This is a genomic window from Siminovitchia sp. FSL W7-1587 (genome assembly GCF_037963795.1).
Lineage (GTDB): Bacteria > Bacillota > Bacilli > Bacillales > Bacillaceae_C > Siminovitchia > Siminovitchia thermophila.
Genome location: NZ_CP150169.1, coordinates 3751799 through 3764673 on the forward strand (window position 1 = coordinate 3751799; position 12875 = coordinate 3764673).

General features: G+C 37.8%; 12 protein-coding genes. 9 read left to right on the top strand and 3 right to left on the bottom strand.

Features of this window, described 5'->3' with window-relative positions; translation table 11 throughout:
* The first annotated feature begins 331 nt into the window (after window positions 1–331).
* The 6 genes from NST31_RS17755 (at window position 332) to NST31_RS17780 (ending at window position 5869) form a co-directional block, all read left to right on the top strand.
* Window positions 332–478 (top strand): hypothetical protein, encoded by a 147-nt coding sequence (locus NST31_RS17755; protein ID WP_171973822.1) that lies wholly within the window; start codon window positions 332–334, stop codon window positions 476–478.
* A gap of 387 nt (window positions 479–865) precedes the next feature.
* Complete coding sequence (locus NST31_RS17760; protein WP_339162334.1) at window positions 866–1579, top strand: Fic family protein; 714 nt, start codon at window positions 866–868, stop codon at window positions 1577–1579.
* Window positions 1580–1794: 215 nt separating this feature from the next.
* A complete protein-coding gene (locus NST31_RS17765; RefSeq protein ID WP_253191854.1) occupies window positions 1795–2763 on the top strand; it encodes a tripartite tricarboxylate transporter substrate binding protein in 969 nt (322 codons plus the stop codon).
* 74 nt (window positions 2764–2837) lie between these two features.
* Window positions 2838–3293, top strand: a complete 456-nt coding sequence (locus NST31_RS17770; RefSeq protein WP_339162337.1) for a tripartite tricarboxylate transporter TctB family protein — start codon at window positions 2838–2840, stop codon at window positions 3291–3293.
* A 21-nt stretch (window positions 3294–3314) separates the two neighbouring features.
* Window positions 3315–4823, top strand: a complete 1509-nt coding sequence (locus NST31_RS17775) for a tripartite tricarboxylate transporter permease (protein ID WP_339162340.1) — start codon at window positions 3315–3317, stop codon at window positions 4821–4823.
* Between the two features lie 53 nt (window positions 4824–4876).
* Entirely contained in the window at window positions 4877–5869 is a 993-nt protein-coding gene (locus tag NST31_RS17780) for an asparaginase (protein ID WP_339162343.1), read from the top strand.
* 750 nt (window positions 5870–6619) lie between these two features.
* Here NST31_RS17780 and NST31_RS17785 read toward each other — a convergent pair.
* The 3 genes from NST31_RS17785 to NST31_RS17795 form a co-directional block, all read right to left on the bottom strand.
* Window positions 6620–7510: a LysR family transcriptional regulator gene (locus tag NST31_RS17785; RefSeq protein ID WP_339162345.1), complete on the bottom strand. Its 891-nt coding sequence runs from the start codon at window positions 7508–7510 to the stop codon at window positions 6620–6622.
* Between the two features lie 375 nt (window positions 7511–7885).
* Window positions 7886–8497 (bottom strand): DUF2812 domain-containing protein, encoded by a 612-nt coding sequence (locus NST31_RS17790; protein WP_339162347.1) that lies wholly within the window; start codon window positions 8495–8497, stop codon window positions 7886–7888.
* On the bottom strand, window positions 8490–8837 hold the full coding sequence (locus tag NST31_RS17795) for a PadR family transcriptional regulator (protein WP_339162349.1): 348 nt from the start codon (window positions 8835–8837) through the stop codon (window positions 8490–8492). The genes NST31_RS17790 and NST31_RS17795 overlap by 8 nt, the downstream gene beginning before the upstream one ends.
* Window positions 8838–9117: 280 nt before the next feature.
* Here NST31_RS17795 and NST31_RS17800 point away from each other — a divergent pair, with 280 nt between their 5' ends.
* The 3 genes from NST31_RS17800 (at window position 9118) to NST31_RS17810 (ending at window position 12796) form a co-directional block, all read left to right on the top strand.
* Window positions 9118–9567 (top strand): GyrI-like domain-containing protein, encoded by a 450-nt coding sequence (locus tag NST31_RS17800; RefSeq protein WP_339162352.1) that lies wholly within the window; start codon window positions 9118–9120, stop codon window positions 9565–9567.
* A gap of 342 nt (window positions 9568–9909) precedes the next feature.
* Window positions 9910–10242 (top strand): cupin domain-containing protein, encoded by a 333-nt coding sequence (locus NST31_RS17805; protein WP_339162354.1) that lies wholly within the window; start codon window positions 9910–9912, stop codon window positions 10240–10242.
* 496 nt (window positions 10243–10738) lie between these two features.
* The gene (locus NST31_RS17810; protein ID WP_339162357.1) at window positions 10739–12796 is read left to right on the top strand and encodes a penicillin-binding transpeptidase domain-containing protein; all 2058 of its coding nucleotides are present in this window, start codon (window positions 10739–10741) and stop codon (window positions 12794–12796) included.
* Window positions 12797–12875 lie beyond the last annotated feature (79 nt).

Genomic DNA, 12875 nt, shown 5'->3' on the forward strand with positions numbered 1-12875 from the left:
ATGTCATTCGGTTATGTACAAGTCTTCCGTAACAACAAAATAATCGGTCGGAGCATCCATTTTACCTTCAAAAATCCCCTTTAATATTACCCCCGTTTTTTAAAATGAAGTGGCAAAAAGTGAGTGAAATCATTACATAGCGACATGCGATGGCTGGCGTTCTGCGATAGGAGCTGCGAAGGTTGGCCAGAGTGTACTTCCTGCTGAACCTCTTGAAAAATGAATGAACTTTGTTAAAAATCTATTTGCCAAACTGGCAAAAAAGAAGTTGATTGTATGTAGGGCCGTCCACGTGTCCCACCTGCATAGGGTTTCATGAGGTGATTTTACGGTGAGCAAGAAAAAGAGAAAATCTCCTTTGTATATTGGTAAAGAGTATTATGGCGATATTCCAATTGAGGAAGCTTTTAATACAGCGTTAGCACCGTGTTTTAACCTTGATAACTCAACAGAAGCTAAAGAAAAAACAAGCTCATAATGTTAAGACTTTTTCTTTTTTTTTAAAGGACAAGCCTCCTATGTATATGTTTTTGTTGACATTTATCGTTTTGATAAGATGAAGTCCATGGTTGCAAAACTGCTATAAGATCGGTCACGATTAAGAAAAAGTGGATGGGCTCATTCACGGGGCGGTTCAACATAAAAAAGGAAGGGTATTGATTTTTCTACCAATAGTAAACAAAAAAATTTTAAGGCTATTTCAATAAAAAAACCATGCTATTTCCCGGCTATCCTTTGCCATGAGGAAGTCTTATCATGAATATCAAAAGGAAAGAAATATTGGAGAATTCGATCGGATGCTTGATGGATATGACCGTTAGTCTTGTATAATATAATTTATAAAATCTGTTCGGGAGGGATTGTTTTGGATTTATCCAAAGAATATGTTGAGGATTTGTTGGTGAGAATGTCGCATCACTCAAGCGCAATTGAAAACAATACAATTAGCTTGCCAGAAACCGTATCAATCATATTGCATAATACCGTGCCCAATAAAGTTTCTCTTAGAGAGTTGTACGAAATTGATAATCATCGTCACGCGATGGAGTATTTGCTTTCACCGGAAACTCTAAAAAAAGATTTTACTTTCGACATCTTGTTTGAGACACATGCAATACTAATGGATCGGCTGCATCATGAAAGAGGTAAGTTTAAAACAGAGGAAAACTTTATGAAAGGTGCGGATTTTGATACCGCACATCCCAAAGAGACTCCTATGTTAATGAAGCAATGGATTGATAACGTAAACTTTCGACTGAACACCTCTCATTCAGATAAAGACGTAATCGATTTATTGTGTGAAAGTCATATTGAATTTGAACGGATACATCCATTTGATGATGGAAATGGACGGACAGGGCGATTGATTATGAATTACCTCTTACTGAAAAAGGATATTGCTCCCCTCATTATTGAAAAGAAGGATAAGGAAAGGTATATCTATTTTATAGCAAACCAAGATGGTAAAAGCTTTTCTGATTTTGCGGAAGAAAAAATAAAAAAAGAACAAAAACGAATTAAATCTTTTGCGCCTTCAAAAGTAAATAAGAAAAATAAGCATTCAGAATTTGAAAGCTAATACAATGTCCCATGCAACATTTTTTTGCGTGGGGCTATTTTTTGTAGGGCGTTTTTTATGGAAGCTCCTCTGTTTCATAAAAAAAGTGAATAGATCAGCATTGAAAATTTCTATTTTACGTGTTTGTTTTATTTCACTATAATCAGAATGAAATCGTTACCAAAGTTAAAGGGGGAAGGATTTTGAGGAAAAAGTTCTCATTTTTAGGGATATTCATTGCACTTTCATTTATTCTTGCTGCCTGTAGTGAAAGCAGTCAAGGAACCACAAATGGAGATTGGAAACCAGAAAAGTCAATAGAAATTGTAGCACCATCTGGAGCAGGCGGGGGGTGGGATACAACTGCCCGAATGGCCGCAAAAGTCTTAGATGAAGAGGGAATTATTGATCAAGATATTGGTGTTGTGAATAAAACCGGTGGAGGCGGAGCAGTAGGCTGGGCATATGTGGCCAACTTCAAAGGTGACCCCTATCATCTGTTCGTCGCTTCTCCACCTATTATCGATGTGCCTTTAAATGGACAGTCTGAATATGATCATACCGACTTTACACCAATTGCGAATATCATTGCAGACTATGGTGCATTTGTAGTTAAAGCTGACGCAAAGTGGAATACATTACCTGAATTATTTGAAGATATGAAGAAGGACCCTTCCAGCATTACGGTCAACGGTTCTTCTTCACCAGGAAGTATGGATCATTTACAGTTTATCCGTTTTGCTAAAGCTTATGGTGTGGATATTACAAAAATCAAATACGTATCTGAACAAGATGGCGGTGAATTAGCTGCTTTGCTAAACGGAAGTGTTGATGTGTTCTCAACCGGAGTGGCTGAAACAGTTGAACAAGTTCGTGCAGGTAATGTGAAAGTGCTTGCCATTACTGCTGAAGAGAGACTTGAAGGGGAAATTTTCTCTGATTTCCCAACAGCCAAGGAACAAGGAATTGATGAAACTTTTGTTAATTGGAGAGGATTTTTTGGACCGCCTAAAATGGATGAGAATGCCAAGAAATTTTACGAAAATGCCTTCAAACAGTTACATGAAAGTGAAGCTTGGAATGATATTCGTGCCCAGTTCGGTTGGAACGAAATGTTCATGGGCAGTGAGGAGTTCGAGAAATTCTTAGAGGAGCAAAGAGAAGAGGTAAAAGAGCTTTTAGACGAACTGGGACTCACAAAATAGAAACAGCCATATTCTATCAAATAAGAGGGATGGGTAATACATTCCTCTTATTTGAATGAAAGGAGAAAGGTCAATTGCTACGATCAAAAAATAAGCTGGCAGCAAGTGTTTTATTTTTAATATCTGTTTTTTATCTATTTTTTGCTTTTCGCTTGCCAGCGTATGACTTAGTCCCTGTTGATTCAGATGCTGTTCCCTATGTACTGGGTGTTTTATTATTGATTTTGTCTATTGTTTTATTTTTTGAAAAGGATCAGGGGAACGAAGATCAAGAAAGCGCCATTGAGTTAGACAAAAATGCTTTGAAAATGCTGGGTGTCATTTCTTTATTTTTCATTCTTTATGCCATCCTATTTGAAGTACTTGGGTTTATGATTTCATCCATGCTTTTCATCTTCATTTCGACCTTTGTTTTAGGATACAAAAGGCATATTGTGAATATGATCGTTTCAATTATGATACCTGTAGTATTTTACTATATTTTTGAATTACTACAAATCTCACTGCCAAAGGGAATTTTACCGCTTTAGTCTACCATAAGGAGGAAGAGAATGGACATTTTAAATGGTGTAATGCAAGGGCTTCAAGTGGCATTTAGTGTTGAAGGAATCTTGCTTGTTTTTATAGGTGTCCTAATAGGTACCCTAATCGGGATGATTCCCGGACTTGGACCGATTACAGCAATAGGCGTTATGATTCCTATATCATATGGAATGGATATATATTTAGCGCTCATTATGATGGCGGGGGTTTACTATGGAGCTATTTTTGGCGGTTCCACTTCATCAATATTGTTAAATGCGCCTGGTGTAGAGGGAACCATTTCGACTGCCTTTGATGGGTATCCTATGGCGCAAAAGGGGCATGCAGGAAAAGCATTGGCAATTGCCGCCATCTGTTCTTTTGTCGGCGGTACCGTAGGAGTTGTTTTATTAATGACATTTGCACCGGCATTGGCTTCTGTTGCTGTTGCCTTTGGGCCGGCTGAATACTTCGCGTTGATGCTTTTAGCGCTGACGGCTATCACAAGTTTATCAGATGGATCTATGTCAAAGGCTTTGATTTCCGGAGTATTAGGGTTTATGGTTGCAACAGTAGGGATTGATGGACAAACTGGTACACCAAGGTTTACTTTCGGCAATATCAATTTATTAAATGGAATTGAATTTTTGGTTATTGGTCTCGGTTTATTTGCCATTGCAGAAGTTGCGGTTTTGATCATTAACCGTCATAAAGCCCAAGCAAAAATGCATAAAATAGGGTCCTTACGATTAACGAAAGAAGATTTTAAAGAAATGAGAGGACCTATGGCCAGACAATCGTTAATCGGTTTTCTGATTGGCGTATTACCGGGTGCTGGTGCCACAATTGCATCATTTATTGGATATACATCCGAGAAAAAGCTTTCCAAAAAGCCGGAGGAATTTGGAAAGGGGGCTGTAGCCGGATTAGCCGGACCCGAAACTGCCAATAATGCTGCGACTAGCGGCGCTTTTGTACCTCTTTTAAGTCTTGGGATTCCAGGTTCTGGTACTACGGCTGTCATGTTAGGGGCATTCCTTGTCATGGGAATTCAGCCTGGTCCCTTATTAATGACGGATCATCCTACATTATTTTGGGCCATTATTATTAGTATGTATATAGGTAATATATTTTTATTAATCTTAAATTTACCATTAATTCCATATATATCAAAGATATTGATGATACCACGCCCAATGTTAATTTCACTCGTTATTTTTTTCTGTGTCATTGGCATTTACACATTAAGCTTTAACGTATTTGATTTATACTTGCTCTTATTCTTTGGCGTCATTGGCTTTTTGATCAAATTGGTCAGAATTCCGGCAGCACCATTTATTTTGGCGTTTATTTTAGGAGATATGATGGAACAATCTCTCAGAAAGGCATTAACGATTTCCAATGGCAGCTTATCCATTTTTATTGAAAAACCGATTGCCGTGTCGCTTTTAATCGTATCTGTCCTGTCTTTGATGATTCCGCCGCTATTTAAATATATTAAGAAAAAGAACACGAGTGAGCAGCCGATGGATATGTAAGACTATGGATAGAGTCATTAAAAACAGAAACAGGTCTGTTTTGCTGGAGGAAGATGATGAAAAAAATTGCATTTATTACGTTAGGTGGTACGATTTCTGCAAAAGGAACGAATAGACTCGACTTAAAAGATTATAAGTCAGGTTTAATAGATGGGACATTTTTTGTGGAAAATATTCCTGAACTGAAAGAATTAGCCAAAATAAAAGTAATACCCTTTGATAATGTGAGCAGTACTCAAATTAACAGCCAGCATTGGATTCAATTAAAATATGATATTGAATATTATTTAAACGAAAAGGATTTTGACGGGGCTGTCATTTCTCATGGAACGAATACATTGGAAGAAACCGCTTATTTTCTCCATTTAACTGTATATAGTTCCAAACCAATTGTACTGGTAGGTTCTCAGCGTCCTTATACTGCTATCAGCTCCGATGCCCAATTGAATTTATTGAATGCTTTTAGGGTAGCCATCCATCCAGATTCATACGGGAAAGGTGTATTAGTCGCATTCAATAATAAGATTCATAGCCCGAGGGAAGTAACGAAAGTGGATACATACGATGTGGATGGGTTCCAATCGGGGACGATGGGATGTTTAGGGTATATCGATGCAGCCCATGACATTGTTTATTACCGCGAGCCAGTTAGAAAACATACGATAGATTCCCAGTTTTCACAAATCAAAATAACCGATCTGCCAAATGTTGAGATTGTCTACTCCTATGCTGGCGCTACTGGAAATTTAATTAACCATATTGTCCAAAGTGAACATTATCAAGGAATCATAATGGCGGGTACAGGCGCGGGGCGATTTTCAAAAAGTGAAGAAGAAGCTCTCCTAAATGCTGTGGAAAAAGGAATTAATGTGGTACGGAACAGCAGGGTTGGGAATGGCCGAGTAGTTTGTATCGAACCCTATGACCAGCTCAATGCCATTAGCGGAGATAATTTAAATCCTCAAAAGGCACGCATTTTACTTTCATTAGCACTGTTGCTTGATCGTGATAGAAACTCCATTCAAGAAATATTTCATCAATATTGAGGTTGGGGATGATATGAAAGAGCTGGGACGCAACTAAATCAGCTAAATAAAAAACGAACCATAAAGTGAAACTTCATTCAGTAGGGCTTCTACTGAATGTTAGTTAAACCAATCGGGCATTTAGGTGCCGTTATCTCCCACTTAGACATTTTGTATTTACTCAAGATTTACGGCACCTTACATGCCGGATAAAGTGAAACTTCATTCAGTAGGGCTTCTACTGAATGTTAGTTAAACCAATCGGGCATTTAGGTGCCGTTATCTCCCACTTAGACATTTTGTATTTACTCAAGATTTACGGCACCTTACATGCCGGATAAAGTGAAACTTCATTCAGTAGGGCTTCTACTGAATGTTAGTTGAACCAATCGGGCATTTAGGTGCCGTTATCTCCCACTTAGACATTTTGTATTTACTCAAGATTTACGGCACCTTACATGCCGGATAAATTGTCCTAGTGTTATAATACGCAAGCTTTTAGCGTAATCAAAATATGTAGACTCCTGCGGGAATAGCTCGAGCTGAAGATCCCGGAGAAAGCGGCCTTTGCTTTCCGAGGAAGCTGAAGAGACCTGCGGAAAGCGAAATTTTTTTGACGTAGCGATGATAGGGATTTTTTTACACAAATAAACCGAACAATTATAAATGAATTGTTCGGTTTTAGCTATTTCGTATTTGCTTATGTTCCAGCCTCTTTCTTACGATTAGTCAAGTGTATTTCATCAATTTCTTTTGTTGTGATGATTAGTTTTATAAATGGTTATGATCATGTAATTTCGCGTAAGAAGAGTGGTTTTTGAGAAACTTAAAAAACTCTTGAACGGCAGGGAAATTCAATGTTTTATGCCTGCAATATGCCCATGTATCACGTTTGACTAACTGCTTATCATGGCCATATAAATTTTGAATAGATAATTCGTGCTCATTCATGAGGCAAATGCCGGGCAATATTGTATATCCAAGTCCCACACGAGCCATTTCCTTTGCTGTTTCCAGGCTATCTACACTCATAGAAATAATGCTGGGTTTTTTAAAAATATCTTTCCACCATTCATCTACCATCCCCTTCAAATAGCTGTCCATTTCGTATTGAATTCTCAGTAATGTAGGTAAAGCATTCATTTCAATAGGTGCCTTTGACACAATGCTGATTGGCTCTGAAACTAATAAATGCTGTTTCTCCTCCCAAAAATACTCCCCTCTTAAAATGGCGATATGAACATCCCCGGATAAAAACAATTTATATATATTCGAACTTAATCCTGTAATGATATGAAAGTTAACCTCTGGATAAATGGATTGAAATTCTTTTAGTATGGTAGGCAATATGTATTGTCCAAAAGTTGATGCTACACCTAGCTTAACCGTACCACGAACACTTTGTTCCATTAATTGTATTTCATCTAGAGTCAATTCTATGTTTCTTACGTTTTTCTTTGCTAATTTAATAATCAATTCTCCCTCTGGAGTAGGGAAAAGACCAGACCGATCACGAATAAAAATCTTTGTATTGAAATATTCTTCAATCTGTCGAAGTCTATAGGTTAAATTGGGTTGCGAGATAAACAACTTTTCAGCAGCCTTTGTCATATTTCTTGCTTGATCAAGCATGATTAAAATAGCGTAATCTTTTTTGTACACTGGAAGTAATCTCCTTTATTTTAAGTACATGAAAATAAAGGTCCGTTGCTGTTTACTCATATGGTCTATCGTAAATACTCGGTATTGAACCATTTTTCAAACTTTCGTGTATTCAATGACTATTATAACATGTATCATAAATGATTTTTCAAAAGCATTAGGTTCAAGAAAGGCGGGAAAAAGGTGTGTTGGAAAAAAAGTCCGCCCGAAAGCATGATAAACGTTAGGCCCTGGAACTGCACTTTTTTTCTTTCTACCGAAGAGTGTTTGTAATTTCAAAGACACTTGTATATCCGGCGCCGGGGAGGATTGTCACTGTTTTACAGACAACGTGATATTCCATTGCCAGTCATTTTCCACACTTTTTTCCATATACTAACTTTTATTTTGCAAATACAGTTTATTCGACCTATACCCAAAGAAAAAAAACAGGATGATTGCCAATGGAAAAAATACCCAACTATATCCCCGCATTAGCGCAAATGGTGTTTCAAATAGAAAGGAAGACCAAAAAGATATCCCGGTCTTATCCCATAAACCAGGTGTAAAATAGAACTCTTGTGGATTCGTTAACGCCTTGAAATCAATGATATCTATCAAATAAAATACTACTAACAGCGGTAAATAGCTGATTGCCAATTCAAAAAACATATTGGCCAATCTTTTATATCTGGCAGCTTTGGAATGATTATCAGAAAAAATCTCATCTCCAACAGTATCGTCCATTTTTTTAAAGTATTGAACCCCTGAGCTTTTCGTGCCGGCAAGATGTTTCCAGCCACCGTCCTCAAACATCGTACAATAATCGATGAAATCCTCCTTTTTCTTAAACATTCTGAAGTCAATTTTTATCGTTGCTTTTTCAGGCTCTCCCTTTCGAAAGTGATATCCGAAGAACTTATTTTGTAAATGATAACCCTCATTGGCCATCTGCTCTAACCATTGTTCCTCTTTTTCAAAGTCGATAAAAAATTTCAGTTTATACATCTTCTTTCCCTCCATTACCTGACATTGCCGTAGGCAGCAATTTTTCAGTTGCTTGTACAATATGCTTCATTCGTTCACAATCCAGTCGCAATACTTCTTTGCCCTTCTCGGTGATGACATATGTTTTTCGCCGTTTATCCGTACTTTTTACTGCTGTAATCAGTTGCTGTTTTAGCAAGTTTTCAATTGCTCCATACATCGTACCCGCAGCTATCTTTACAGTCTGATTGCTTAGCTCTTCGACCTTCTGCATCATAATATAACCATGAGCGGGCTCAAGTAAGGATAATAAAATATAATAGGTCGTTTCAGTCAATGGCAAATATTTATGTAACTCCATATCATTCACGCTCCACAAATTTTTCAAACTATACAGTTAAACTATATAGTTTAACTATATAGTTTAACTGTATACAACCTAACTGTATAAGTCAATCAAAACTTGAGCCCATTTCCAAAAGAATGGATCTTATGCTGGCATGCCTAATCATTTTACATTCAAAATCCTTTTAAATATAAAAATAATTCAATTTATTTTTAAAAATATACTGTATATATTTTTAAAGCATGTTACATTCGAAATGTGGCAAACAAATACAGGAGAAAGGAAGAAAACAGTGATGCACTATAAAGTAGAAACACTTCCAAACTATCGCCTAGCTTATGTACGAAGGGTTGGTCCATATGGACCTGCCAATGTCGATGTCATGGAGAAGTTAAAAAAATGGGCCAGGGAGAGAAATCTTCTTGAATCGGCAATCCTATTTGCCATTCCACGAGATAATCCTGAGACAACACCGCCTGAAAACTGCAGATTCGATGCTTGTATTGTGATTTCAAAAGATGATCAAATGGATGGTTCCATTTATGAAGGTGAACTCTCTGGGGGAACATACCTCATTTACAAAGTGAGACATACCGCAGAAGATATTCAAAAAGCATATGCTGATATTTTTTCATCCTTACAAAGCACCGGCTATCAAATTGATCATAAACCTATCTTGGAAAAATACACTGGCGATATGAAGAGCAATCCATATTGCGAAATATGCGTACCTGTAAAATCGTAATTTAATTCATTTTCGCGGTTTTAGAAGCGGAGAAGCGTACGGCAATCAAATTGGAACAATATATACTGTATCAATAAGTGCATTCTTGAAACAGGCTGTGTATAAAAAAGTGAAGTATCAAGAACGGAGTGACATTCCTAGAGTCTTTTGATTTCTCCCTGGAAGTTTAAAACGGATGATTTAGCTCTTGAAAATGATACGCCATCCTTGACGCAAATGAAAAGTCTGTTATTTATTGATGAGGCTGTTTACGCTAGTTACAGTAGTAGAACTATCATGTGTTTTAAATGATGAAACAGCTTATCGCAGTCGATCGGCTATCAAAATAAATAAGGAATGGGAGTGGGGAATGCGCATCTATCGAATGTTAAAGTGGCCAAAAATGAAGAAAGATTCACGCCTGGCAAAGCGTCAACGGGTGCTCTGTCCAAATGGTTGGAAACTGAAAAACAGCGTCTGCGGGTAGTAAAGTACCCATCTGGTTATCAAGCCGATCACGTTTGCTATGATGGGCACGCGTTTTATGTCGTAAGTGGCACTATCAAGATCGAAATGGGCGCAGATCTTACTGAGCGGGAAGCGGGAGATGCCTTTATTATTCCCGATGAAGTGCCGCATCGAGTGGTGAATCCTTTTGATGACGACGCTGAGGTTGTTGTTGCAGATCAAGGGTGAGCCGTGCTGAAAGGCAGGAGTACGAAAATGAAATGTGAAGAATCAAGATTGAATCAAGAGAGTTAGAAAGAAGTGCTCGGACAACTGGTGCATGATCACCAAGCCTTTAGCAAATGATGGGAGGAATTCGTTTTTCCAAATGGAAAAATATGGATATTATCCGTTTTTTGCAAGCAAATAAATTCCGCGCAAAAGCTTGAAGCTAGAGTCAGCATTCAAGCCGACACTGAATTTTTGGCAAGACTAACCCTATTCTCGTAATAGGTGATTTCGTTCGAACAATCCGCAGCAAGACGGATTTTGCTGGGGATTGTTCTTTTTTTGAACCTGCCTAGTAGGCTACAAGCTGACGTCGGCACGGATGAACCAATTGAACGATTTTTTATATTTGCTATTCATCTTATTTATGCTATAATGATCCCTATTACTACAAGTGTAGTTAATTCATAAAAACTACATTTGTAGTAATTAAACTTAAGGAGAAGAAGGGGAGCGTGTGAATAGTCGAGTCAGAAGAAAAAAAGATAACAATAAAATTGTTTCTATCATACTATTAATCTTCTTAGTGGTGGGCGGGGGCTTTGGTCTGTTCTTCTTCATTCATAAAAATGATAACAGCCAAGCACGAGAAGCAGCAGATGCTTTCATTCAGATTTTAGAGAACAAAGAATATAAAAAAATGGAGGATGTGCTTGAAAAACAATCATACACTTCGTTAGGCTATACTTCCCAAGAAGTGATAGATAAATATGACCACATCTTCAACGGAATTCATATTCATAACATACAAGCATCCAAAATCTCATTTAAAAAAATAAATAATAGTGAACATGAGCTTTCCTATCAATTAAGGTTTACAACTCCACTAGGTACTTTGAAAAATGTAAAATACCAAACAAAAATCATAAAAACGGATGGTCAATATTTGGTAAAATGGGCTCCTTCCTTGATTTTTCCGGGAATGGAAGGAAAAGATAAGGTGGCTTTCCATGATTGGCAAGCAGAACGCGGAGAAATAACAGATCATCTAGGAAACGGATTGGCGGTAAACGAAGCTTTTAAAGAGGCTGGAATTGTTCCGAAAGATTTATCTCAGGGGAATGAAAAAGAAAAGAGGCTGGAAAATGTGAGTCGGCAACTCGATATTCCTATAGAAGAGATACATCGAAAACTACATCAAAAATGGGTAAAAGATGACTTGTTTGTTCCTCTTAAAGTATTAGAATCCAATAAAACGGAAAATATCCCGGGCATTTCTTATCGAAATATAATACTGCGATATTATCCTTTAAAGGAAGCCGCGGCCCATTTAACCGGTTATATAGGTAAAGTAACAAAGGAAGATTTGGAGGAAAATCCACATGTGGCAGAAGGGGACATGATTGGCAAAGCGGGATTGGAAAGAGCGTTTGACCGGGAATTGCGCGGCAAAGGTGGAGGAGAAATTGTTATTGTCAATGAAGATGGTCAAAGGAAGAAAGAAATTCAAAAGCGGGAAAAAATAGATGGGAAAAATATTCAGCTAACGATTGATACGTATATTCAAACGGAGGCATTTAAACAATTGAAAGGAAAGCCCGGTGCTACCGTTGTCATGAGCCCGAATGATGGAAAACTGTATGCTCTCGTTAGCTCTCCTTCATTTGATCCAAACAAAATGGTTCAAGGAATAACTCGGGAAGAATATGATCAATACGCGAATGATGAAGATAAGCCGTTTATTTCAAGATTTGCTAAACGATATGCACCCGGCTCCACTTTTAAAACCATCACCGCCAGTATTGGCCTTGACGCCAAAATAACATATCCAAGTAAGCTCAGAAAAATAAATGGATTAAGCTGGAAAAAAAATGAAACGTGGGGAGGGTATTCGGTTACTCGGGTTTCTAATGTGCGTGATGTCGATATGAGAAAAGCGCTCATTTACTCGGATAATATTTACTTTGCCCAAGAAGCCTTGGAAATGGGGGAAAAAACTTTTAGAAATGGGTTGGATCAGTTTATCTTCGGCGAGGAATTAAATTTGCCGATCGCCATGAACCCGGCGCAAATTTCCAATCATTCGGCATTTGATTCAGAAATTCTGCTGGCAGATACGGCATACGGACAAGGGGAATTATTGGTCTCGCCGATTCAACAAGCCGCTATGTATTCTGTTTTTCAAAACGAAGGAAAAATTGTTTACCCGACATTATTGAATGATAAAGCCGGGCCAAAGTCAAAATCAGCCATTACTCCTTCAACAGCCAATGAAATGAAAAAACTTTTGCAAGAAGTAGTCAATCATCCAAATGGCACAGCTCATCTTCTGTACAACCATCAGCAGCAATTGGCTGCCAAAACCGGTACAGCGGAATTAAAAATGCAGCAAGGGGAAAAAGGGGATGAAAATAGCTTTTTGCTTGCCTTTGATGCGGGGCATGATCAATTTCTTCTTCTTTCCTTTGTAGAACATTATACCGGGGGAAGTTCCGCAACCCAGTTGAATAAAACATTTATAGCGGAGTTATATAAATATTTTCAAATGCGGGAAGGGATGCGGACTCCATCATAGCGAGTAAAGGACTCGTTAGCTCTTTAAGAAATCAGCACTGCCTGCTATAATAAATACTACAAATGTAAAAGCAGGAGGC

Excerpts from the sequence above, each read along its gene's own strand:
- NST31_RS17775 (WP_339162340.1), top strand. The coding sequence starts at position 3,315 with ATGGACATTTTAAATGGTGTAATGCAAGGGCTTCAAGTGGCATTTAGT.
- NST31_RS17800 (WP_339162352.1), top strand. The coding sequence starts at position 9,118 with ATGCACTATAAAGTAGAAACACTTCCAAACTATCGCCTAGCTTATGTA.
- NST31_RS17795 (WP_339162349.1), bottom strand. The coding sequence starts at position 8,837 with ATGGAGTTACATAAATATTTGCCATTGACTGAAACGACCTATTATATT.
- NST31_RS17790 (WP_339162347.1), bottom strand. The coding sequence starts at position 8,497 with ATGTATAAACTGAAATTTTTTATCGACTTTGAAAAAGAGGAACAATGG.
- NST31_RS17780 (WP_339162343.1), top strand. The coding sequence starts at position 4,877 with ATGATGAAAAAAATTGCATTTATTACGTTAGGTGGTACGATTTCTGCA.